Origin of the sequence: Blastococcus carthaginiensis (assembly GCF_030731085.1) — a bacterium.
Lineage (GTDB): Bacteria > Actinomycetota > Actinomycetes > Mycobacteriales > Geodermatophilaceae > Blastococcus > Blastococcus carthaginiensis.
The window spans coordinates 239,613-261,432 of record NZ_JASNFN010000002.1 but is presented as its reverse complement, the minus strand read 5'-3'; the positions used below and the strand labels follow the sequence as shown (position 1 = coordinate 261,432).

At 75.9% G+C, this 21,820-nt stretch carries 22 protein-coding genes and 1 pseudogene; 12 read left to right on the top strand and 11 right to left on the bottom strand.

Annotated features, from left to right (window positions below; all coding sequences use genetic code 11):
* Positions 1-57 precede the first annotated feature (57 nt).
* The 9 genes from QOZ88_RS04095 to QOZ88_RS04055 all read left to right on the top strand — a co-directional run bounded on the left by QOZ88_RS04095 (position 58) and on the right by QOZ88_RS04055 (position 7,493).
* Positions 58-636, top strand: coding sequence for a TlpA family protein disulfide reductase (locus tag QOZ88_RS04095; protein ID WP_305998514.1), 579 nt, complete (start codon positions 58-60; stop codon positions 634-636).
* A gap of 65 nt (positions 637-701) precedes the next feature.
* Positions 702-1,361 (top strand): ABC transporter ATP-binding protein, encoded by a 660-nt coding sequence (locus tag QOZ88_RS04090; protein ID WP_305998513.1) that lies wholly within the window; start codon positions 702-704, stop codon positions 1,359-1,361.
* Entirely contained in the window at positions 1,358-2,017 is a 660-nt protein-coding gene (locus QOZ88_RS04085) for a heme exporter protein CcmB (protein ID WP_305998512.1), read from the top strand. The genes QOZ88_RS04090 and QOZ88_RS04085 overlap by 4 nt, the downstream gene beginning before the upstream one ends.
* 4 nt (positions 2,018-2,021) lie before the next feature.
* A complete protein-coding gene (gene ccsA, locus QOZ88_RS04080) occupies positions 2,022-2,765 on the top strand; it encodes a cytochrome c biogenesis protein CcsA (protein WP_305998511.1) in 744 nt (247 codons plus the stop codon).
* Between the two features lie 46 nt (positions 2,766-2,811).
* Positions 2,812-3,318, top strand: a complete 507-nt coding sequence (locus QOZ88_RS04075) for a cytochrome c maturation protein CcmE (RefSeq protein ID WP_305998510.1) — start codon at positions 2,812-2,814, stop codon at positions 3,316-3,318.
* Positions 3,315-5,318 (top strand): heme lyase CcmF/NrfE family subunit, encoded by a 2,004-nt coding sequence (locus QOZ88_RS04070; protein ID WP_305998509.1) that lies wholly within the window; start codon positions 3,315-3,317, stop codon positions 5,316-5,318. The genes QOZ88_RS04075 and QOZ88_RS04070 overlap by 4 nt, the downstream gene beginning before the upstream one ends.
* Entirely contained in the window at positions 5,315-5,911 is a 597-nt protein-coding gene (locus QOZ88_RS04065; protein ID WP_305998508.1) for a TlpA family protein disulfide reductase, read from the top strand. The genes QOZ88_RS04070 and QOZ88_RS04065 overlap by 4 nt, the downstream gene beginning before the upstream one ends.
* Positions 5,908-7,107 (top strand): cytochrome c-type biogenesis protein CcmH, encoded by a 1,200-nt coding sequence (locus QOZ88_RS04060; RefSeq protein WP_305998507.1) that lies wholly within the window; start codon positions 5,908-5,910, stop codon positions 7,105-7,107. The genes QOZ88_RS04065 and QOZ88_RS04060 overlap by 4 nt, the downstream gene beginning before the upstream one ends.
* Positions 7,104-7,493, top strand: a complete 390-nt coding sequence (locus QOZ88_RS04055) for a hypothetical protein (RefSeq protein WP_305998506.1) — start codon at positions 7,104-7,106, stop codon at positions 7,491-7,493. Before QOZ88_RS04060 ends, QOZ88_RS04055 begins: the two co-directional genes overlap by 4 nt.
* Positions 7,494-7,507: 14 nt before the next feature.
* Here the strand turns inward: QOZ88_RS04055 and QOZ88_RS04050 are convergent, their stop codons facing one another.
* The 11 genes from QOZ88_RS04050 to QOZ88_RS04000 all read right to left on the bottom strand — a co-directional run bounded on the left by QOZ88_RS04050 (position 7,508) and on the right by QOZ88_RS04000 (position 18,850).
* Positions 7,508-8,914, bottom strand: a complete 1,407-nt coding sequence (locus tag QOZ88_RS04050) for an NADH-quinone oxidoreductase subunit N (RefSeq protein WP_305998505.1) — start codon at positions 8,912-8,914, stop codon at positions 7,508-7,510.
* A gap of 6 nt (positions 8,915-8,920) precedes the next feature.
* Positions 8,921-10,417, bottom strand: coding sequence for a complex I subunit 4 family protein (locus QOZ88_RS04045; protein WP_305998504.1), 1,497 nt, complete (start codon positions 10,415-10,417; stop codon positions 8,921-8,923).
* A complete protein-coding gene (locus QOZ88_RS04040; RefSeq protein ID WP_305998503.1) occupies positions 10,414-12,333 on the bottom strand; it encodes a proton-conducting transporter transmembrane domain-containing protein in 1,920 nt (639 codons plus the stop codon). Before QOZ88_RS04040 ends, QOZ88_RS04045 begins: the two co-directional genes overlap by 4 nt.
* Positions 12,330-12,632 carry an NADH-quinone oxidoreductase subunit NuoK gene (locus QOZ88_RS04035; RefSeq protein ID WP_091929773.1) on the bottom strand — a complete coding sequence of 101 codons (303 nt, stop codon included), beginning with the start codon at positions 12,630-12,632 and terminating at the stop codon, positions 12,330-12,332. Before QOZ88_RS04035 ends, QOZ88_RS04040 begins: the two co-directional genes overlap by 4 nt.
* The gene (locus QOZ88_RS04030; protein WP_305998502.1) at positions 12,629-13,162 is read right to left on the bottom strand and encodes an NADH-quinone oxidoreductase subunit J; all 534 of its coding nucleotides are present in this window, start codon (positions 13,160-13,162) and stop codon (positions 12,629-12,631) included. Before QOZ88_RS04030 ends, QOZ88_RS04035 begins: the two co-directional genes overlap by 4 nt.
* 1 nt (position 13,163) lies before the next feature.
* The gene (locus QOZ88_RS04025) at positions 13,164-14,105 is read right to left on the bottom strand and encodes a complex I subunit 1 family protein (RefSeq protein ID WP_305998501.1); all 942 of its coding nucleotides are present in this window, start codon (positions 14,103-14,105) and stop codon (positions 13,164-13,166) included.
* Positions 14,102-15,223, bottom strand: a complete 1,122-nt coding sequence (locus QOZ88_RS04020) for a hypothetical protein (protein ID WP_305998500.1) — start codon at positions 15,221-15,223, stop codon at positions 14,102-14,104. The genes QOZ88_RS04025 and QOZ88_RS04020 overlap by 4 nt, the downstream gene beginning before the upstream one ends.
* The gene (locus QOZ88_RS04015) at positions 15,214-15,558 is read right to left on the bottom strand and encodes an NADH-quinone oxidoreductase subunit A (RefSeq protein WP_305998499.1); all 345 of its coding nucleotides are present in this window, start codon (positions 15,556-15,558) and stop codon (positions 15,214-15,216) included. The genes QOZ88_RS04020 and QOZ88_RS04015 overlap by 10 nt, the downstream gene beginning before the upstream one ends.
* Before the next feature lie 112 nt (positions 15,559-15,670).
* Positions 15,671-16,351, bottom strand: a complete 681-nt coding sequence (locus QOZ88_RS04010; protein WP_305998498.1) for a DsbA family protein — start codon at positions 16,349-16,351, stop codon at positions 15,671-15,673.
* 59 nt (positions 16,352-16,410) lie between these two features.
* Complete coding sequence (locus QOZ88_RS04005) at positions 16,411-17,619, bottom strand: alcohol dehydrogenase catalytic domain-containing protein (RefSeq protein ID WP_305998497.1); 1,209 nt, start codon at positions 17,617-17,619, stop codon at positions 16,411-16,413.
* Between the two features lie 85 nt (positions 17,620-17,704).
* Complete coding sequence (locus tag QOZ88_RS04000) at positions 17,705-18,850, bottom strand: glutathione-independent formaldehyde dehydrogenase (protein WP_305998496.1); 1,146 nt, start codon at positions 18,848-18,850, stop codon at positions 17,705-17,707.
* A 246-nt stretch (positions 18,851-19,096) separates the two neighbouring features.
* On the opposite strand from QOZ88_RS04000, the pseudogene QOZ88_RS23140 reads away from it, so the two are divergent.
* From QOZ88_RS23140 to QOZ88_RS03980, 3 genes and pseudogenes are all read left to right on the top strand, one after another.
* Positions 19,097-20,090, top strand: a pseudogene (locus tag QOZ88_RS23140) (formate/nitrite transporter family protein).
* On the top strand, positions 20,087-20,494 hold the full coding sequence (locus QOZ88_RS03985) for a four-helix bundle copper-binding protein (RefSeq protein WP_305998494.1): 408 nt from the start codon (positions 20,087-20,089) through the stop codon (positions 20,492-20,494). The pseudogene QOZ88_RS23140 and the gene QOZ88_RS03985 overlap by 4 nt, the downstream one beginning before the upstream one ends.
* A gap of 40 nt (positions 20,495-20,534) precedes the next feature.
* Positions 20,535-21,818: a cation:proton antiporter gene (locus QOZ88_RS03980; protein WP_305998493.1), complete on the top strand. Its 1,284-nt coding sequence runs from the start codon at positions 20,535-20,537 to the stop codon at positions 21,816-21,818.
* The last annotated feature ends 2 nt before the right edge of the window (positions 21,819-21,820 follow it).

The following is a 21,820-nucleotide window of genomic DNA, read 5'->3' as shown; positions in this document are numbered from 1 at the left end:
CAGGGAGCACGGGGCTCCGTGCGGCCGGGACCGACCGTGCATGGGATCCTGCCGCAGGTGGAGACGCTGCGCCGCCCGAGGTCGCGCCGCCCGTCCGGGTGGCGGTGGGCGCTGCTCGCCGCCCTCCCGGTGGCGGTGGTCGTGCTCGTGGCCGGCGCCCTCCTCGACCCGTCCGGGAAGGCCGCCGGGCGGCCCGCGGGGTCGTCGGTCGCGGTCGGCTCGGCCGCACCGGCGCTGCGGGGGCCCACCCTCGCCGGCGGTGAGCTGGACCTGGCGGAGCTCCGGGGGTACGTCGTCGTGGTGAACTTCTGGGCGGCCTGGTGCGCACCGTGCCGGCAGGAGCTCCCCGCGCTGGTGGCGGAGGGGCGCCGGCTGCACGACCGGGGGGTCCGGCTGGTCGGCGTCGACGCCCGGGACGGCGAACGGCAGGCGCGGGCCCTGCTGGCGGAGGTCGGCGGGGACCCGGCGTCGTCGGTGGTGGACCCCGACGGACGGCTCACCGCGGCCTGGGGTGTCCCCGGGTTGCCGGCGACGGTGATCGTGGACGCCGACGGCCGGGTCGCGGCCCGGCGCCTCGGCGTGGTCACCGGGGACTGGATCCGCGCGCACGTCGAGCCGCTGCTGGAGGCCGGGTGACCGCGCGCGCCGGTGGCCGGGTGGCCCGCTCCCCGGTGGCGCTGCGACCGCCCTACGCTGAGGCCGTGCCGGGGCCCCGCGCGATCCCGCTCCGCCCGCCGTCCCCGGGGCCCGCGGTCCCCGGCGGCGCGGCGGCCCTGCGCCTGTCCGGGGTCACCCGGGTGCACGGCGGCCACCCCGTCTGGGCGCCGGTGGACCTCGTCCTCGCCGCCGGCACGCTGACCGTCGTGACCGGGCCGAACGGCTCGGGCAAGTCGACCCTGCTGCGGCTGGCCGCAGGCCTGCTCCGGCCGGCCACCGGCACCCGCGCCTGCGTGGGGACGGCGCTCTACCTGCGGGGCGGAGCGGGGCTGCGGACGGCGCAGACGGTGCGCGCCGCCGTCACCGGGACGGCCGCGCTGGCGGGGCGCGCCCAGGCTGCCGGCGCGGCGATGGCCGCGCTGGGCCTGCACCCGCTCGCCGACCGGACCGTGGGCACGTTGTCGGCCGGGGAGCGCGTGCGGGCCGCCCTGGCCGCGGCCGTCGCCTGCCGGCCCGCCGTCCTGTGCCTGGACGAGCCGACCGCCGCCCTCGACGAGCGGGCGCTGGACGACCTCGCCGCGGTGCTCAACGCCGTGCGCGCCGACGGCGTGGCCCTGCTGGTGGCCACCCACCAGCCCGGGGTGCTGCTCCCGCTGGCGGATGCGCACCTGTCGATCGCCGACGGGCGGGTGGTCCGGCGGTGACGGCGCCGGTCCCGCGCACGGCCCAGGTGGCGGCGGTCCTGCGCCGCGAGGCCGCCGTCGAGCGCGCCGGCCGGGAGGCGCTGGTGACGACCGCACCGTTCGTCGCGGCGTTCGTCGTCCTGGCCGGGCTGGCGTTCGGGCCGGCGCCGGAGGACCTCGCGGCGGCGGCCGGGGGCACCGTCTGGCTGGCCCTGCTCGTCGCCACCGTCCCGCTGGCGCGCACCGTGGCCGGCACCGAGATCGCCGAGGACAGCTGGGACCTGCTGCGCGGGCTCGTCGCGCCGGGGGCCCTGTTCGCCGGCAAGCTGCTGGCGGCGTGGGCGGCGCTGCTGGTCACCGGGCTGCTCGCGGGCGGCCTCGTGGCGGTGCTGTTCGAGGTACCGGTCCCGCCGCAGGCCCTCTACGGTGGGCTCCTGGGCACCCTGGCGCTGGCGGCGCTGACCACCGGCTTCGGCGTGCTCGTGGCCTCCGGCAGCCGCCGGCGCGGACTGCTCGCCGCACTCCTCCTCCCTGCGGGGCTGCCGGCGCTGCTGGCGGGCACGCAGCTGTCGACCCCGGGCGTGCCCGTGCTGCCCTGGGCGGTGCTCGTGACCGTGTACGCCGCAGCCGTGGTCGTCGCGGCGTGGGCGGTCTTCCCCGTTCTGCTGGAGGAGTGAGGACATGACGACGCGATCGCCCCGGTCGGCCGACCGGTTGCTCGCCGTGGCGGCCGCGCTCGCCGCGCTCGCCGCGGGCGTGCTGGCCGTCGCCGTCGCGCCGACCGATGCCGTCCAGGGTCAGCCGCAGCGCCTGATGTACGTGCACGTGCCGGCCGCGTGGCTGGCCTATCTGTGCTTCGCCGGCGTCCTCGTCACCAGCATCGCCTACCTCGTCCGCCGGGATCTGCGGTGGGACCGCGTCGCGCAGGCGGCGGCGGAGCTCGGCGTCGGCATGACCGCGCTCGCGATCGCGCTCGGCAGCGTGTGGGGGCGGCCGGTCTGGGGCGTGTGGTGGGTCTGGGACCCGCGCCTGGTCACCACGGCCGTCCTGCTGCTGGTCTACCTCGGCTACCTGAGCGTCCGCGGTCTGGGGGACGACCGCGCCGCGGGCGCCCGCCGTGCGGCGGCGGTGGGGATCATCGGCTTCGCGAACGTGCCCGTCGTGCACTTCTCCGTCGTGTGGTGGCGGACGCTGCACCAGCCGGCCAGCGTGCTGTCGCCGGACCCCGCGCCCATGGACCCGCGGATGGCGGCGGCCCTCGGCGTCGCCGTCCTGGCCTTCACGCTGGCGGGGGCGCTGGTGGTGCGGCGCCGGCTCCGCGTGCTCGCCGTGGCCGACACCGCTGCCGCGCCGCCCGCCGAGGGGGACGCCCCGGCGGGGGTCGCCGCCGGGCCGCTGGTCGTCGTCCCGCGGAGCCGGTCGTGAACGGGTGGGGGTGGGTCCTCGCGGGCTACCTGCTGACCGGTGGCACGTGGGCCGGGTACTGGGCCTGGACCCGGCCGGGCCGGGGGCGGCGGTGACGCCGACGCCGGGGCCGGAGCTGCAGGAGCGCCCGCGCGGACGCCGTCGGCTGCCGCTGCGGCTGCTGGCCGTCGCGGGCGTCGTGCTCGTCGGCGTCGGCATCCTCGCCGCCGCCGGTCTGCAGGGCAGCCTCGTCTACTACCGGACCCCCACCGAGCTGCTCGCCGACGCCTCGCTGCAGGGCGACCGCGTCCGGCTGGGCGGACTGGTGGTGCAGGGCTCGGTCGAGCGGACCGGTGAGGGGGTCCGGTTCGAGCTCACCGACGGGGTCACCGAGGTCGCGGTCGTCAACTCCGGCCAGCCGCGCGGCGTCTTCCAGGAGGGGCAGGGTGCGGTGGTCGAGGGCCGCCTCGGGGAGGACGGCGTGTTCCGGTCCGACGTCCTGCTGGTCAAGCACGACAACGAGTACCGGGCCCCCGCCGACGGCACCGGCCGGCCGGCGGAGGACAGCGGATGAGGTACCTGCTCGGGCCGGGCGGGCTGGCCCTCACCCTGGTGTGCTCGTCGGCGGCCACCGTCGCGTGGGCGGTCGCCGGGCGCGGCGGCGACCGCCCAGCGCGGTTCGCCCGGCTCGCGACGCAGGCGGCGCTGTTCGGCGCCGCGCTGGCCGTGGCCGCCATGGTCACGGCGCTGGTGCAGCACGACTTCTCGATCCGGTACGTCGCCGAGAACGGCGGCCGGGCGGTGCCGACGTACTACACGGTCATCAGCCTCTGGGCCGCGCTCGAGGGCTCGCTCCTGCTGTGGTTGCTGGTGCTCACCGGGTTCACCGTCCTGGCCGTGGTGCGGGTCCACCCGCGCGCCGGGGCGCTGCACCCGTGGGCCATGGCGGTGCTCTCCTCGCTGAGCGCGTTCTTCGCCGGGCTGGCGCTCTTCGCCGGCAACGCGTTCGACCGCGTGAGCCCGGTCCCGGCGGACGGGCCGGGGCCCAACCCGCTGCTGCAGGACCACCCGCTCATGGGCATCCACCCGCCGCTGCTCTACCTCGGCTTCGTGGGCATGGCGGTCCCGTTCGCCTACGCGGTGGCGGCGCTGATCACCGGCCGCACCGGCCCCGCGTGGGTCGCCGCGGTCCGCGGGTGGACGCTCGTGGCCTGGACGTTCCTGACCGTCGGCGTCGTCATGGGCGGCTGGTGGGCCTACGAGGTCCTCGGCTGGGGCGGCTACTGGGGCTGGGACCCGGTGGAGAACGTCTCGGTGCTGCCGTGGTTCACCGCCACCGCGCTGCTGCACTCGATCATGGTGCAGCGGCGCCGGCCCACCCTGCGCCTGTGGAACCTCACGCTGGCGATCGCCACCTTCGTGCTCGTGGTGTTCGGGACGTTCCTCACTCGCAGCGGGGTGGTCGAGAGCGTGCACGCCTTCACCCGGTCGGCGATCGGGCCGGTGCTGCTGGCCTTCCTGCTGGCCCTCGTCCTGGGCGCCGGGCTGCTCCTCGTGTGGCGCTCCGACCGGCTGCGCGACGAGGATCCGCTGCTGGCCACCGTGTCGCGGGAGACGTCGTTCCTGGCCAACAACCTGCTGCTGGCGGGGCTGGCCTTCACCATCCTGCTCGGCACCACCTTCCCGATCCTGCTCGAGGCGGTGACCGGCGACCGCACGAGCGTCGGGCCGCCCTACTTCAACCGGATGACCGTGCCGCTGGCCCTGCTCGTCGTCCTGCTCATGGGCGTCGGGCCGCTGCTGCCGTGGGGGCGGGCCCACGTCGGGCGGCTCGGCCGGGTGCTGCTGCCCGCCACGCTGGCGGGTGCGGCCACCGTGGGAGTGCTCGGGCTCGCCGGTCTGACGGGGGTCTCCGCGCTGCTCACCTTCGGGCTCGCGGTCTTCGTGACCGTCGCGACGGGCACCCGGGTCGCTCTCGACGTCGCGCGCGCCCGGGCGTTGCGTCCCGGGCCGTGGGCGCCGGCGCTGGGGCGCACGCTGGTCGCGCACCGGCGGGGGTACGGCGGGCTGCTGGTGCACCTGGGCTTCGTGCTGGCCGCCGTCGCGGTGGCGGCGTCCTCCACCTACGGGACGTCGGCGACGCAGCAGCTGACCGTCGGGGAGACGGTCCGCGTGGGCGGCTGGACGGCCACGCTCGAGGACCTGCGCATGGTGCCCGACGCGCGGCGCATCTCCGCGGTCGCCGACCTGCGGCTGCGCGAGGACGGCGCGGACGCCGGGGTCTACTCGCCGATGCTCAGCAGCTACCCCACCCTGACCCAGGCCGTCGGGACGCCGTCGGTGCGGACCACCCTCACCGAGGACGCCTACCTGGTGCTCACCGAGATCGACGCCGACGCCGGGACGGCCACCGTCCGGCTGGCCGTGAACCCCCTGGTGCTGTGGCTGTGGGTGTCGGTCGGCGTCATGGCGGCCGGCGCGCTCGTGGCCGGGTGGCCGCGACGCCGGCGGGAGGAGCAACCCCCGCCGGAGCGGCCGGGGCGCCGGTCGCCGGCCGTGGAGGTGGCCGCATGAGCGCCCCGGAGGCCGCAGCCGGCGGCCCTGCCGTCGAGGAGGTCCCGGGCCGCCGCCCGCGGCGCCGGCTCGCGGCCGTCGTGCTCGTCGTCCTGGTGGCCCTCGCCGGCGTGGTCCTCGCCGGCCGGCTGGGCGGCGCCGAGCAGCAGGAGTCCGCGCTGCTGGGCGGCCCGGCCCCGGGGCTGACGGGACCGACGCTGGAGGGCGGGAGCTTCGACCTGGCCGACTGGGACGGCGAGGTCGTGCTGGTCAACGTGTGGGCCTCGTGGTGCGCCCCGTGCCGCCGGGAGCAGCCGCTGCTGGTCGCAGCGGACCAGGCGCTGGGCCCGCGGGGGCTGCGGATCGTCGGCATCGACGTCCGCGACCGGGCCGACGACGCCCGCACCTTCCTGGCCGAGCACGGCGGGGCGCCGTGGCCGAACGTGGTCGACCCCGACGGCGAACGAGCGGTGGAGTGGGGCACGTTCGCCCTGCCGGAGACCTACCTCGTCGGCCGGGACGGGACGGTGGTGGCCAAGGCGAGCGGCGAGCTGGAGGCGGCGTGGATCGACGAGCACGTGGTCCCGCTCCTGACCGCGGACGGCGCGCCGTGACCACCCCGCGCCGGGCCGCCGGCGTGCTGCTGGTCCTGGGGGTCGTGGCGTTCGCCGTCCTCGGGCTGGTGCAGGCCGCGGGTGGCGGCCGCCCGTCCCTGGAGGAGCGCGTCGCTGCGGTCGCCGGCACGATCCGCTGCCCGACCTGCCAGGGGCTGTCGGTGGAGGACAGCTCCTCGGTGCTCGCCGGGGGCGCCCGCGAGGTCATCGAGCAGCAGCTCGCCGACGGGCGCACCCCCGACCAGGTGCGCCAGTACTTCGTGGACCGGTACGGCCAGCAGGTGCTGCTCAGCCCCGACCCCGCCGGTCCGGGCCTGCTCGTGTGGCTGGTGCCCGCGCTGGCGGTCCCGGCGGTGGGTGCACTCCTCTGGGCCCGGCTGCGCCGGGCCCGCGGGGTGGGGAACCCGACGCCGGATCCGGTCGGGGACCCGGGGGCCGTGCTGGCCGCCTACCGCGACGGCACCCTGGTACCCGACGGCAGCCCGGCAGGGGACGCGCTGCACGGCGCGCTGGTGGCCCGGCTGCTCGCCGAGGCCGACGACGAGGGCGACGAGGACGGGGTGCGCCGGGCGGATCTGCGCCTCGCCGCGGCGCACCGCCGGTACACGGCCCGGACCGTGGGCCCGGCCGCGCCCGCCCGCGGGGGAACCCCGCCCCGGGCGTCGGCGCTGCCGCGCCGGCTGGTCACCGTCGGCTCCCTCGTGCTGGTCGTCGGTGCCGCGGCGGTCGCCGTGGCGCTGGATATGGGCGACGGGGCACCGGCCGCCGCCAGGTCTCAGGCTGAGGTGGAGCTCGAGGCTTCGGGGAACGGGACCGCGGAGCTGCTCGCGGCCGCGCAGGCGCGCCCCGAGGACCCGGCCGCCTGGGTCGCCCTCGGCCGGGCCCACGACCACGCCGGCGAGTACGCCGAGGCCCTCGCCGCCTACGACCGGGCGCTGTCGCTGCAGCCGGCCGACGACGTGGTGCTGCTGCGCGCCGGGCTGCTGGTCCGCGCGGGCAGCCCGTCGGAGGCGCTCCCGGTGCTCGCGGAGCTGGGCGAGCGGTACCCGGACAACCCCGACGTCCTCCTCCTGCTGGGGTTGGCGCAGGACCGGACCGGCGACCCGCAGGGCGTGACGACGCTGCGCAGGTTCCTCGAGCTGGACCCGGGCTCGCCGGCGGCCCCGGGCGTCCGGCGCCTGCTGGAGAAGCGGTGAGGCGCGCCGCGGCGGCCGTGCTGCCGCTGCTGACGGCCCCCGCGCTGCTCACCGGCTGCGGGGCCTCCGGTGCAGCGCCTGTACCGGACGGTCCACCGGTGGACGAGCTGCGCATCGGCATGCAGGAGTACCGCTACCAGCTCTCGGCCGGCACGCTGCTGCCCGGCGCCGTGGACGTCGTCGTCACCAACGCCGGCAGCAGCGCCCACGACGTCGTGCTGGTGCAGGGCGGGACCACCCTCTGGGCCAGCGACCTGCTGGGGCCGGGGGAGCGGCAGACCGTCGAGGTCGAGGTCGCGCCCGGGGAACCGGTGCTGCTGGAGTGCACGGTCGGCGGGCACAGCGCCGCCGGCATGCACACCACGCTGGAGGTCGCCGAGGGTTGAGCGCCCCGGACGGGTCAGCCGCCGAGCGGGCCGTCCAGCAGCGGCAGCACGGCCCCGGCGGCGAGGCCCAGCCCGAGGATGCAGGCGGCGGCCAGCACCGCGGCCACCGAGGCGAAGGGCCGGGTCCCGCCGTCCCCGGCATCCCCCTCCGGACGGCGGAACACCGGCGCGAGCCAGCGGAGGTAGTAGAAGAGGCTGGCGACCGTGTTCGCGGCGGCCACCACGACCAGCCAGGCCAGCCCGCCGTCCCAGGCGGCGGTGAAGACCGTCAGCTTGCCGACGAACACCGCCGTCGGCGGGGTGCCGACCAGGCCCAGCAGCGCGACCACCAGCGCGCCGGCCAGCCACGGGGAGGCCGTGGCGAGACCGCGGGACTCCTCGAGGCCCCGGCGGTCGGGGACGGCGGCGACGACGGCGAACGCGGCGAGGTTGGTGACCGCGTAGGCGCCCAGGTAGAACAGCAGTGCGGGCAGCGCCTCGCCGGTGCGGCCGGCGACGGCCACGGGCAGCAGCAGGTAGCCGACCTGGCTGACGGTGGACCAGCCGAGCAGCCGCCGGACGTCGGACTGGGCGAACGCCGCCAGGTTGCCCAGCGTCATGGTGACCGCGGCGAGCACGGCGACCAGCAGCGGCCAGTCCGCGGACGCGGGCAGCACGTCGACCAGCCGGAAGACCGCCACCAGCGCGCCGACCTTGGGCACGGTGGTGAGGAAGGCGGCCGCCGGCGTCCCCGCCGCCTGCGCGGCGTCGGGCACCCAGAAGTGCCCCGGTACGCCCCCGGCCTTGAACACCAGCCCGGCCAGCACCCCCAGCAGGCCGACGGCGAGCGCAGCCACCGGGGCGCCCTCCAGCCCGGTCGCGAGCCCCGCGTACGCGGTGGCCCCGCCCAGCCCGTAGAGCACGGTCGTGCCCAGCAGCAGCAGGATGCCGAACAGGGCGCCCAGCAGGTAGGTCTTGAGCGCGGCCTCGGCGGCCCCGGGCGAGCGCAGCATCCCGACCAGCCCGTACAGCGGGATGCTGCCGAGCAGGAAGGCGACGGCCAGCACCAGCAGGTCGGTGGTGCTGCCCATGACGGTGGCCCCGAGCGCGCCGAGCAGCAGCAGCGCGTAGGTCTCGCTCTCGCGGCGGGTGCCGGCCAGTTCGTCGACGCCGAGGCCGATGACCAGCAGGGTGGCGGCGGCGACCACCAGCCGGACGGCGCCGGTGGCGGTGTCGACGGCGAAGGTCCCCCCGTAGACGGTCCGCGCGGGGCCGGCGAGGGCGACGGCGGCCGTGATCCCGGCCGCGACCAGGGCCGCCGTGGCGACGAGGCGCGCACCCCACTGCCGCTCGCGCGGGAGGAAGGATCCGGCGAGCAGGGTGGTGACGGCGCCGACCAGCAGGCAGATCTCGGGGAGCAGCGCCAGGGGTTCGGAGTGCACGGGCGGCTACCGGGAGACCAGGCCGACGACGGTCTCCGCCGCCGGTGCGATGAGGTCCAGCAGCGGCCAGGGCACCACGCCGATCAGCAGCGACAGCAGCAGCAGCCCGCCGACGGGCAGCAGTTCGTGGGTGCGCAGGTCGGGAAAGCCCTCCGCCCGGCCCACGGTCGGCCCCGTGAACAACCGCTGGTAGGCGCGCAGGAACAGCGCCGCGGTGAGCAGGATGCCGGGGACGGCGAGCACCGCGAACCAGGTGGCGCCGATGCTGCCGGCGAAGATCTGGAACTCGGCGACGAAACCGCTGAACGCCGGCAGCCCCAGCGACGCGAAGGCGCCGACCGCGAAGAGACCCGCGTACCGGGGGGCCGGAGCGGCGAGGCCGCCGAAGTCGGCCATCGCGTAGCTGCCGGCGCGGTCGTGGAGCACCCCGGCCAGGAGGAACAACGCGCTGGTGATCAGCCCGTGGCTCACCATCTGGGTGACCGCGCCGGTCACCGCCAGCTCGCGGGCCTCCCGGGCCCCGTCGGCCACCACGCCCGCGGCGCCGACGGCCACGAGCACGTAACCCATGTGGTTGACCGAGGTGTAGGCGATCATCCGCTTCACGTCGGTCTGGGCCAGCGCCACGAGGGCGCCGTAGAGGACGGAGACGACGCCGACGGTGAGCACCACCCACGCCCAGGCCTGCCACGCGCCGGGCAGTGCGGGCATGGCGATGCGGACGAACCCGTAGGTCCCCATCTTCAGGAGGATCCCGGCCAGCACCGCCGAGCCGATCGCCGGCGCATCGGTGTGCGCGGGCGGCAGCCAGGTGTGGAACGGCACGGTCGGCGTCTTGACGGCGAGGCCGAGCAGGATCGCCCCGAGCACCCAGGCCCCGGCCACGGCGTCGTCGGCCAGCGGCGCCGCGGCGACGAGCTCGGGGATGTCGAAGGTGTGCGGATCGGCGGCGAGGTAGAGACCGATGAAGCCGACCAGCAGCGCCAGGCTGCCCAGGAAGGTGTAGAGGAAGAACTTCAGCGCCGACCGTGCGGCGCCGCCGTGGCCCCAGCCGGCGATCACGAAGTACATGCCCACGATGGACAGGTCGAAGAAGACGAAGAACAGGATCAGGTCCTGGGCGACGAACAGCCCCAGGCAGGTCGCCTGCAGGAAGAGGAAGAGCGCGGCCTGGGCGCGGGGACGGCGCGCGTCCTTCAGCGCGTGGACCGCGCAGGCGCAGAAGACGACGGCGGTCAGGGCGACCAGCGGCAGCGAGAGCCCGTCGACCCCGACGTGGTAGCTGCTGTTCACCGACGGGATCCAGCGCAGGCGCTGCTCCCAGGCCAGCCCGCCGTCGGGAGGGGTGTCGTAGCCGGCGACCAGCACGCCCACCAGCACGAGCTCGGCCACGGTCACCCCGAGCCACGCCCACCGCGACACCGCGTCGGGCAGGGCCCGCGCGGCCCCGAGCACGACCGCGGCGGCCAGCGGGAGGAAGACGATCAGGCTGAGCACGGTCACCTCGTCAGGAGCAGGAGCGCCAGCGCGGCGGCGAGCACCACGGCGGCCTGGACGTAGTACTGGTGGAGCTGACCGGTCTGCGTCCGCCGGAGCAGGTCGCCGAGCCGGCGCAGCGCCGCGGCCACGCCCTCGGCGGCCCCGTCGAAGCCGGTGGTGTCGGCGACCGCGGCCCCCCGGGCGGCCCGGACGCCGCCGGTCCCGGTCGCCTCGACGGCGCGGTCGAGCACCCGGTCGTCGAATCGGGCCAAGCCGCCCGCCGCGCCCCGCACGGCGACGGCCGCCGCCGTGACCGACCGGTCGAGCACCCGGTCGTCGAACCGGGCGAGGGCCTCGGCCAGCCGCAGCACCGGCCGCACCGCCACGACCTGCGTCGCCGTCCCCAGGCCGAGCCAGCCCGCCGCCCAGCGCGGCTCGGGCAGGGGGAGGCGACCCACGGCCAGCACCACCCCGACCGCCAGGACGGCGGAGAGGACCGTCTCCAGCACGGACGGGCGGGGCAGGCCGGTCTCGCCCAGGGCCGTGCGGATCGCCGTGCCCACCGGCGACCAGACGAGCAGGCCCAGCACGGCGGCGCCGGCGGCGAGGACCCCCAGCGGCGCCTGCTGCAGCCCGCCCACGTGCCGGGTGCCCGGTCGCTCGGTGTCGTACCCGCTCTCGGAGGCGGCAGGAGGCCGGCGCCAAACCATCCACAGCACCTTGCCCGCGTAGGCGGCCGAGAGCGCGGCGCCGGCGAGGCCCACCACGTACAGCGGCAGCGAGTGCTCCCGCGCGACGGCGAGGACCTCGTCCTTGGTGGCCCACAGCGACAGCGGCACGATCCCGGCCAGGGAGAGCGCGCCGACCGCGGCCGTGACGCCGACGACCGGCCAGCGGCGGGCGGCCCCGCGCAGCGCGGGCAGCTGCTTGGTGCCCAGCGCCGACAGCCAGGCGCCGGCGGCGAGGAACAGCAGCGCCTTGGTGGACGCGTGGGCCACCAGGTGGGCGGCGCCCCCGGAGACGGCGGCGACACCGGCGGCCAGGACCACGTAGCCGAGCTGCGCCGCGGTGGAGGCGGCGAGCAGCTGCTTGAGGTCCCGCTGGGCCACCGCCACGGCGCCCAGGGCGACCGCCGTGAGAGCGCCCGCCCAGGCGGCGGCGTCGTCGGCCCAGCCGCTGGCGGCCAGCAGGGGAGCGGTGCGCAGCAGGAGGTAGCCGCCCATCGCCACCATCGCCGCGGAGTGCAGCAGGGCGCTGACCGGGCTCGGCCCCTCCATCGCCCGCGACAGCCAGAACGAGAAGGGCAGCTGCGCCGCCTTGCCCAGGGCCGCGACCAGCACGCCGGCGGCGACGACGTCCAGCCACGGCCCCTCGGCGTCCGCCAGCTCGTCGAGGCCCAGACCGGCGCCACCGGCCAGGGCCGCGCCGGCCGCGACGTACAGGCCGACGTCGGCGGTCCGGGTGGTGAGGAAGGCCGTCGTCCCCGCGCCGACCCGGTCGGGATCGCGCCAGGAGAAGGCGATGAGCGCGTAGGAGGTGGCGCCCATGACCTCCCAGGCGAACAGCAGCGCGGGCAGCGTGGTGGCGACGGTCGTGAGCGCGACCGCGGCCTCGAACAGCAGCACCAACCCGAAGAACCGGCCCCGGGCGCCGGCGATCTCGCCGGCCGAGAAGACGAGCACCAGCAGGGTGACCGCGGCGACTGCGGGCAGCACCACGGCGGTGAGCGCGTCCACCGCGAGGCCCAGGTCCGCGCCCGGCAGGAACGGCACGGAGACCGCCGGCCGCGACACGGCGACCGCGATCGCCGCGGCCAGCACCAGGGCGGCGGTGCCGACGGCGGCGGCCGGCGCCACCCGGTCGGCCCGGCGACCGGCTCCGCACAGCAGCGCACCGACGACCGCGGGCAGCGCGACGAGCGCCCAGAGCAGCGCGGTCACCGGGACAGGTCCGTGGCCATGTCGGTCATGTCCGACCCGCGGGAGCGGTGCAGCAGGGTGGCGACGGCGAAACCCATGGCCATCTCCACGGTCATCGCCGTGATGACGACCAGCAGCAGGACCTGCCCGTCGGGCGCGGGGGAGAGGAACCACCAGAAGGCGCCGGCCGCGAGGATGACGCCGTTGAGCATCAGCTCCAGGCCCATCATCACCATGACGACGACCTGCTGGGAGATGGCGCCGTAGAGCCCCACGCAGAAGAGCGCGGCGGCCACCAGGAGCACGGTCTGCAGGGTCACGACGCCGCCTCTTCCGCGTCGTCCGCGGGAGCGTCGTAGCGGCCGCGGGGGAGGGCCAGGACCAGGGCGGAGACGATCGTGGCGAAGAGGACCGCGCTCACGGTCATCATCACCAGCATCTTGCCGCCCATGACCGCCCGGCCGACGGCGAGCGTGAGGTCGGCGGCGGGCGCACCGCGGCGCTCCGGCCAGTCCACCAGGAGGATGCCGGCGGCCAGCACGGCGAAGGTCAGCCCCGCGACGGCGAGCGACGTCCGCTTCCCGTGCACCATGCTCATCGGCATGAGCGCGGGGTTCATCCCCATGAACATGATCATGTAGATGGCCATGATCGCCATCTCCATCACCATCATCAGGACGACGACGACGCCCAGGTAGTCCAGGCCGAACAGCAGCAGCGCCAGCCCCACGGCGACGAAGGAGACGGCGAGGGCGTAGGTGGCCCGGGCCATCGAGTCCACCCGGAACACGGCGATGCCCGAGGCGACGGCGACGACCGCCAGCGCCCAGAACACGATGTCGTCGACCACCTCAGCCCCTTCCCACCACGACCACGGCGACCACCAGCAGTTGGAGCAGCACCAGCGGGAGCACGACCACCCACCCGAACGGCAGCAGCCGGTCGGGCCGGACGGTCGGCAGCCGCCGCCGCACCCACACCAGCACGGCCAGCAGCGCGGCGGTCTTGACCAGCGACCAGAGCCACGCCGGCAGCAGCGGCCCGTGGCCGCCGCCGAGGAAGACGGCCACGGCGAAGGCCGAGCCCGCGGCCATCAGCGCCCAGCGGCCGGCGAGCAGCAGCCAGCGGTCGATCCCGGAGGAGTCGGCGAGCACGCCCCCGGCGAGATCGGCGCCGGCGGGTGCGGAGAACGGGGCGCGCACGGAGAAGGCGAGCACCGCGCCGCAGAAGACCAGGAAGGCGACCGGCATCCAGACGGCGAACCACAGCCCCTCCTGCGCGGCGACGACGTCGCCCACCGCCAGGCTGCCCGCGGCCACGGCCGGCGCGGTGATCGCGAACATCAGCGGCAGCTCGTACGCCAGGGCCTGGGCGAGGAAGCGGTAGCCGCCGACCAGGGCGTGCGCGCTGTTGGGCCCCCACCCGGCGAGCCACACGAGCGCCCACACCAGGACGTCCATGGCGTTGAACCAGACGATGCCCACGGGCAGGTCGCCCAGCGTCCAGCGGCCGAGCGGCACCACGACGACCATGAGCAGCGCTACGACGACGAGGCCGCCGGTGCCGACCAGCTCCAGCGGCCGGTCGGCGGCGACCGTCCGCCGCCGCCGTTGCCGCAGCAGCCGGGCCGTCTCCGCCACCGGCACCCTCGCGCCGTGCTGCCAGGGCCGGCCCTCGGCGCGGGCGGCGACCGCCCCGTCGAACGCCGCACCGGCGGCCGCGACGGCGAGGAGGAGGACGGCGGCCAGCGGCACCCACGCCGCGGACACCTGGGTCAGGGAGGAGCCCGTCACGACAGCCCCGCCCCGCTGCGCACGAGCGTCCCCGGTGCCAGTTCGGCGGCGGCCACCCGCAGCCGCACCGCGCCCAGCTCCTGCCCGGTGACCAGCGGGGCGAGGTCGTCGAGGGGGAGGAGGGCGATCGGCGTGGTTGTGCCGGTCAGCGCCGCCACCGCGTCGTCGAGGAGGGTGAGGAGGCGGCCGCGCAGCTCGCCCGGCAGCGTCCAGCGCAGGGTGCGGGACCGCCGGACGCGCCGGGTCAGCCGCTGCAGCGCGGGGCGGCAGGCCCCGGGGTCCCCCGGGCCCAGCAGGTCGTCGCGCAGCCGGGCGGCGGCCGCGGCGGCGTCCGCCCAACCGGTGAGCGCGAGGATGCCCGCGGCCCGGTCGCAGCGGTCGGCCGGCGATCCGGGGACGAGGTCCCCGTCGGGCTCCGCCGCCGGATCGGGGGGCAGCACCTCCGCGCGGGCCTCCTGGACGACGTCGCCCTGCACGGTGCAGTGCAGCACCAGGCCGGCCGGCCACGCGGGCAGAACGGGGCCGAGCGGCACGTGCAGCACGTCCATCTCCAGCCCATCCCGCGCGTCGCCGCCGCCGGCCAGCGGGATGCCCGCCGGCATCGGCATGTCCATGTCGCCGTGGTCCATGTCGCCGGAGTCGTCCCCGTCGTCGTCCCCGGAGTCGTCGTCCCCGTCCTCGGTGTCCCCGTGGTCCACGTCCTCGTGGTCCCCGTCGTCCGCGGCGTCGTCCTCCGCCGGATCCGCGCCGGCCTCGATCCCCATGGCCGGCTCTCCCGGCCGCGACGCGGCGTCCGCCCGCTGCGCGGCGTCGTCGGAGAGCGCGGCCACGACCCGGTCCAGCACTGCGGCGATCCCCGCCGGGTCGAGCACCTCCGCCCGGGCACGGGGGCCGGGCAGCTGGTCCCAGGCGAGGTCGACGGCGGCCGCCAGCCGGGTGCCGGGCACGCCGCAGACGAGCAGGACGTCGGCGTCCGCGGGCGTGAGGGCCGGCCGCCAGCCGCGCCGGCGGAGCTGCTCCTCGGCGGCGCACCGGGTCCGTCCCCAGCCGGGCACCTCCACGACCAGGACCGCGATCCGCCGGACGGCCGCCGTCGTCAGCCGCTCCCTCAGACCCATCGCAGCGCACCTTCGCGCCAGGCCCAGAGCACGCCCACCATGAGCACGCCGAGGAAGACGAACATCTCCACCACCGCGGAGACGCCGACCTCGGCCACGACGGTGACCCACGGGTACATGTAGAGCATCTCCACGTCGAAAGCCAGGAACAGCAGCGTGACCGGGTAGTAGCGGGCGTGGAACCGCGACAGGGCGTGCTCCTGGGGGCGCCACCCGGAGAGGAACGGCAGCGTCGCCAGCGGAGCGGGGGCCACAGCGGTGACTCGGTGGAGGCGCCACGCGCCCACCGCGACCGCCGCGCCGAGCAGCAGCATCACGGCCGCGGCCAGGTACATGCGCGCTCCTCCCGGTCGGTGATCACCGCGAGCGCGCTACCCGGTGCCGACCGGTGCACGCATGACGATGCGGTGACGTCGGGAGGCGGCCCTGGGGGCCCGCGGGGCGCCGCTACCCCCGCTGACCGGCCGCGCGGCGGACCAGGTCGTCGTAGACCGACGGGTCGTCGGAGTCGACGACGGGGTACCCGCCGGCCTCGTCCGGGTGCATCGCGACCCCCGGGTTGTGGACGTCCGAGCCGTCGGCGAGGAAGAAGTGCGGGCTGCCCTGCACGTCGTCCCGGTGCGCCCGGTAGCCGGCCATCATCGCGCCGCGGGCCCGCCCGTCGTCCAGCGCGGCGGCGACCGCGTCGGCGTCCACGAGGTCGCAGCCGCGGGCGACGTCGACGACCTCGTGCAGCATGCTGATGCACCGGCTGTCGCGGAAGAACGCCAGCCGCAGCGCCATGTCCAGCTGCTCGGCCGCGGCCGCGGACTGCTCCTTGGCCGCGTGCACCGCCTCGTCGGCCGGCAGGCCGGTCACCGGCCACGCCGACGGTTCGCCCTGCCAGGGGGAGAGCCCCAGCGAGGGCTCCAGCTGCCCGACGACCGGGATCTCGGCGTCGACCATGCCCCGCGGGATCGCGAAGCGGTTGACGTCCTCCAGCAGGAAGAGCCGGTGGTCCACCCGCACCGCGTCGTCGAGCCCGAGGCGTGCCCGGGCTGTGCAGAAGCGGTGCAGGGCCACGGTGGACCAGGCGCAGACGACGTCGGTGAAGACGACGACGGTGCACGGTGCGACGTCGATCGGCATGGCAGCGGCCCTACCCACCGCGCCGCCGGCACACCCGTACCGGCAGCGCGGCGAGCCGGTCAGGGCGCGACGACCGCCTTGGTCCAGCCGCTCTCGCGCCGGTCGAAGGTCTCGTAGGCGTCGAGCACCGAGGGCATGTCCTCGACCTGGGTGAGCACCGTCGAGGGGTCGATGGCACCGGTGCGCACCAGGTCGAGCAGCTGCGGGATGTACCGGCGGTGGTTGCAGTTGCCCATCTTCACCGTCAGGTTCTTGTTCATCGCCGCACCGATCGGATAGCTGGTCATCTCGGGCGGGTAGACGCCGATGATCCCGATCGTCCCGGCCTTGGCCACGGCCTGCACCGCCCACTGCGCCGCCTGGCCGGGCGCGTCGCCGGCCACCCACGTGCCGCCCTGCGGGTTCTGCTCGGGCGCGACCTGCGACCGCTCCTGGTCGAACGTCCCCGCCTGCTGCTCCGCCGCCTCCGCCGCCGGGCCGGACTTCGGCCGCTGGGCGTCGACGCCGACGGCGTCGATGACGCGGTCCACGCCGATTCCGCCGGTGAGCTCCTGGACGACGGCGACCGGGTCCTCGGCGTTGAAGTCGATCGCCTCCGCGCCGCGTCCGCGCGCCTGGTCCAGCCGGCTCGCGATGCCGTCGACGACGAGCACGCGCCCGGCGCCCTGCTGGAAGGCGCTGGTGATCGCGAACTGGCCGACCGGGCCGGCGCCCAGGACCAGCACCGTGTCACCCGGTTCCACCTCGGCCAGGCGCGCGCCGAACCAGGCCGTCGGGTAGATGTCCGACAGCAGGATGGCCTGGTCATCGGTCACCTCCGGCGGCAGCCAGACGGGGCCGACGTGGGCGAACGGGATGCGCGCGTACTGCGCCTGCAGGCCGTCGACGGGGCCGGTGGTCTGCGGCCCGCCGAAGAAGCAGGTGCCGGCCGACGGCCCGTTCGGGTTCGCGTTGTCGCACTGCGCGTAGTAACCGGCGCGGCAGTACGAGCAGACCCCGCAGCCGACCGTGGACGGGATGACGACCCGGTCCCCGGCGCGCAGGTTGCGCACGCCCGGCCCGGTCTCGCGCACCACACCCACCGCCTCGTGGCCGAGGATCGTGCCCTCGACCATGCCCGACATCGTGCCCCGCACGAAGTGCAGGTCGGTGCCGCAGATGCCGCTCGCGGTGATCTCGACGATGGCGTCGGTCGGGTCCTGGATGGTCGGGTCGGGGACGTCGTCCAACCGGATGTCCCCGACGCCGTGCCACACGACTGCCTTCATGGTGTTCCTCCTGTGGTGGTGGTCTGCGGCGCTGCCCGGAGGCTCACCCCGGGCGCGCGAGGGGCGGGGAGGGCGGGGCCCTCGATCAGGCCTGGCCGGGGCGGAGCAGCACCTTGGTCCAGCCGTCGTCCCGCTGGTCGAAGCGCTGGTACCCCTCTGCCGCCTGGTCCAGGCCGAGCTCGTGGGAGGTGATCAGGCCGGGCGTGGCCCGGCCGGCGACGATCAGGTCGCGCAACCGGCGGTTGTACCGCTTCACCGGTGCCTGCCCGGTGCCCATCGACAAGCCCTTGGTGAAGAAGGTCCCGAACTGCCACGGGATCCGGCCCTGCTGGGCCAGCTCGCCGTTCGCCCCGGGGTCCTGCGGCATGTAGACGCCGACCACCCCGATGCCGCCGGTCGAGCGCACCACCTGCGCCAGGTTGTCCAGCACCAGCTCGGGGTGCTCCTCGCCGGAAGGGTCGTGCGCCTGGTAGCCGACGGCCTCCACGCCGCGGTCGACGCCGCGCCCGCCGGTGGCGTCCAGCAACTGCTCGACCGGGTCGTGCGCGCTGAAGTCGACCGGCGTGGCCCCGAACTTCTCGGCCAGCGCGAGCCGGTCGGTCTCCTTGTCGACGACGAAGACCTGCGAGGCGCCGCGGATCATCGCGCTGTGCGCGGCCATGAGCCCGACGGGACCGCCGCCGAACACCGCGACGCGGTCACCGACCTGGAAGCCGGAGAGCTCCACCCCGTGCCATCCGGTCGGGAAGATGTCCGACAGCATCGTGAAGTCGTTCTCGTGCTCGTCGCCGGCGGGCAGGTGCAGCAGGTTGAAGTCCGCCCACGGCACCCGCAGGTACTCCGCCTGGCCGCCGTCGTAGGGCCCCATGCTGGCGTAGCCGTACGCGGCGCCGTCCACGCCCTCGGTCGGGTTGGCGCGCAGGCAGAACGACGTCCACCCCTGGGTGCAGTTGCGGCAGGTGCCGCAGGCGATGTTGAAGGGCACCGACACCCGGTCGCCGACCTGGATCCGGTCGACGCCCTCGCCGACGGCCTCGACGACGCCCATGTTCTCGTGGCCGAGGACCTTGCCCTCCTCGACGGGGGTGCGGCCCTCGTACATGTGCAGGTCGGACCCGCAGATGTTCGTGGTGGTGATGCGGATGATCGCGTCGGTGGGGGACTGGATCGTCGGGTCGGGGACCTCTTCGACGGCGACCTTCTTCGGGCCCCGGTAGACGACGGCCTTCATGGACTGGTCCTTCCGCTGGAGGGGGACGGCGCCACGACGCCGCCCGGGACGGGGCGTCGACTCCGGCCGGTGTCTGCGCACCGGGGGTCCTCGCGCCGCTCCGGCACTACCCGGTCCGCCGGCGGGTACTCGGCCGTCCGCGATCCGATCGAGGTCGGCCGGTCGGGGGCTGCCGGCTCGGCTTGCCGCGGCCGCGACCGGGCGGCACCCTGCCGGGACGGTGGTCCACCGGCCGGAGGGGCGACGATGGCGGCGCGGCAACCGAAGGAGATGGCCCAGGCGGCCACCGCGATGGGCGCCAAGAAGGTCGATCGCAGTTGGGACCGGGTGCTGGTCAGCGCCTTCCTGGCCGGGGCCTACATCGCCTTCGGCGGCCTGGTCGCGATCACCGTCTCCTCAGGGCTGGACCCGGAGACGTGGGGGACGCTGCCGACGCTGTTCACCGGGGCGACGTTCACCCTCGGCCTCGTGCTGGTGCTGATCGCCGGCTCCGACCTCGCCACCGGCAACATGCTGCTGGTCCCGATGGGCGCCATGCACGGCAGGCTCGGCATGGGCGACGTCGCCCGCAACCTCGCCCTGGTCCGGCTGGGCAACGTGGTCGGCGCGTTGTTCGTGGCCTACTTCCTCGCCGTCCAGACCGGGGTGATCGGGGACGCCGACGCGGCGGGCAGCGCGGCGCTCACCTACGAGCGGCTGGCCTCCATCGCCGAGGGCAAGGCCCTGGGGGAGTCGCCGTGGCAGACCTTCCTGCGGGCGGTGGGCTGCAACTGGCTGGTCTGCCTCGCGGTCTGGATGTCGCTGGCGGCCACGTCGGTGTCGGGCAAGATCCTCGCTCTTCTTCCCGATCATGGCGTTCGTGGCGATGGGCTTCGACCACGTCGTCGCGAACATGTTCTTCCTGCCGGCCGCGATCTTCGCCGGGGTCCCCGACATCGGCTGGGACGACACCCTGCTGAACTGGCTGCTGGCCGGGGCCGGGAACCCCGTGGGCGCGGTCGTCTTCGTGGCGACGTCCTACTGGTACCTGTTCCTCCGGGACGAGCCGGAGCCCTTCCCGGAGGAGGCGGCCGCCAAGCCGGCCGAGCGGGGCCGACCAGGCCCGCACCGGAGCACGCCCGTCACGGGATCGTCATGCGCCGGGCTGCGTTCGGCAGCCGACGACGGGGGTAGGGCGGGTCCGGCGAGAGCCCCCGGCCGCGGTCGCGACCGGGCCGACCAGCGAAGGAGACCGACGTGACCGTCGCCGCCCAGATGCTCGACACCTACCCGAAGGACCTCGGCGGGGTGGACCGGCAGAAGCTCCTGGAGTGCATCGAGGCGTGCGTCGAGTGCGCCCAGGCGTGCACCGCCTGCGCCGACGCCTGCCTCAGCGAGGACACGGTCGCGGAGCTCACGAAGTGCATCCGCACCAACACCGACTGCGCCGACATCTGCGACACGACCGGACGGGTCCTCTCCCGGCACACCGGCTACGACGCCAACCTGACCCGTGCGGTCCTCGAGGCCTGCGCCGCCGCGTGCAAGGCCTGCGGGGACGAGTGCTCGGGCCACGCCGGGATGCACGAGCACTGCCGCGTCTGCGCCGAGGCATGCCGGCGCTGCGAGGCCGCCTGCCGGGACCTCATCAGCAGCCTGGGCTGACCGCCGTGCCGTCGAGTGACCTGATGACCGGCGGCACGCGGTGACCGTCGACGTGCTCCTGGTGGCGGCGGGCGCTCTCGCGCTCGTCGCCGCCGCCTGGTCGGAGCGGATCCGTCGCCTCCCGGTCAGCGAGCCGCTCCTCGCTCTGGCCATCGGGGTCCTCCTCGGCCCGGCGGTGCTCGGCGTCCTGCCCCTGCCCGACCTGCTGGAGGACCACGCGTGGCTGCACACCGCGGCCCGCCTCCTGCTCGCCGTCTCGGTCATGTCCGTCGCGCTGCGCTACCCGTTCCGCACCGCGCGCGCCCGCTGGCGGCCGGTGCTGCTCCTGCTGGCCGTGGTCATGCCGGCCATGGCGGTCGTCACCGCCGGGCTCGCCGCGCTCACCCTCGGCGTCGGGCTCGGGGTGGCCGCGCTGATCGGCGCCGCGCTGACCCCGACCGACCCGGTGCTCGCCTCCACCGTCACCACCGGCAAGCCCGCCGAGGAGGACCTGCCCGGCCGCGACCGGCAGGTCCTCTCCCTGGAGTCCGGCGCCAACGACGGGCTGGCCCTCGCGCTGGTGCTGGTCGCGCTGGCGCTGGCCGGTCCGCTGTCCATGGGTGGTGCGCTGCTCGAGACGCTCTGGGACGTGGTCGGTGCGCTGCTGCTGGGGGCGTTCCTGGGCTGGCTCGGTGGTCAGGCCCTCAAGGCCGGTGCCGACCACGGGGCCACCGACCCGGGGCCCGAACTGGTGTTCACGATCGTGCTGGCCTTCGCCACCCTGGGGGTGGGCGGGCTGATCCACGTCGACGGGATCTTCGCCGTCTTCGTCTGCGGGCTCGCCTTCAACGCGGTGAGCACCGGGCGGGAGCGCGAGGCCGACGTCCGGATCGACGAGGCGGTCAACCGGTTCGTCGTCCTCCCGCTGTTCCTGGCGTTCGGGGCCATCCTGCCGTGGGCGGAGTGGCGCACCCTGGGCTGGAGCGGGCTGCTGTTCGCCGTCCTGGTGCTGCTGCTGCGCCGGCCGCCGGTGGTCTACCTGCTCCGCCGCCCGCTGCACCTGGCCCGGCCGGATGCCGCCTACCTCGGCTGGTTCGGGCCGATCGGGGTGTCCGCGCTGTTCTACCTGACGCTGGAGTCCGAACGGCTGGCGATCGACCCGGTGGTCCTCGTCGCCGGCACGCTGGTCGTCGCGGTCAGCACCGTGGTGCACGGCCTGACGGCGACGCCGGGGCGCGTCGCCTACCGCGCGCTGGCCGGCCCGAAGGGCAGGGACGAGGGTGCGGAGGAGGGCCGGGACCAGGACCACGACCGTTCCGGGTCGTCGTCCGGCAGCGACGGGTAGGG

Coding starts and splice junctions, on each gene's coding strand:
- ccsA (WP_305998511.1), top strand. CDS start 2,022: ATGACGACGCGATCGCCCCGGTCGGCCGACCGGTTGCTCGCCGTGGCG.
- QOZ88_RS04070 (WP_305998509.1), top strand. CDS start 3,315: ATGAGGTACCTGCTCGGGCCGGGCGGGCTGGCCCTCACCCTGGTGTGC.
- QOZ88_RS04065 (WP_305998508.1), top strand. CDS start 5,315: ATGAGCGCCCCGGAGGCCGCAGCCGGCGGCCCTGCCGTCGAGGAGGTC.
- QOZ88_RS04020 (WP_305998500.1), bottom strand. CDS start 15,223: ATGGGTCTGAGGGAGCGGCTGACGACGGCGGCCGTCCGGCGGATCGCG.
- QOZ88_RS04015 (WP_305998499.1), bottom strand. CDS start 15,558: ATGTACCTGGCCGCGGCCGTGATGCTGCTGCTCGGCGCGGCGGTCGCG.
- QOZ88_RS04010 (WP_305998498.1), bottom strand. CDS start 16,351: ATGCCGATCGACGTCGCACCGTGCACCGTCGTCGTCTTCACCGACGTC.
- QOZ88_RS04005 (WP_305998497.1), bottom strand. CDS start 17,619: ATGAAGGCAGTCGTGTGGCACGGCGTCGGGGACATCCGGTTGGACGAC.
- QOZ88_RS04000 (WP_305998496.1), bottom strand. CDS start 18,850: ATGAAGGCCGTCGTCTACCGGGGCCCGAAGAAGGTCGCCGTCGAAGAG.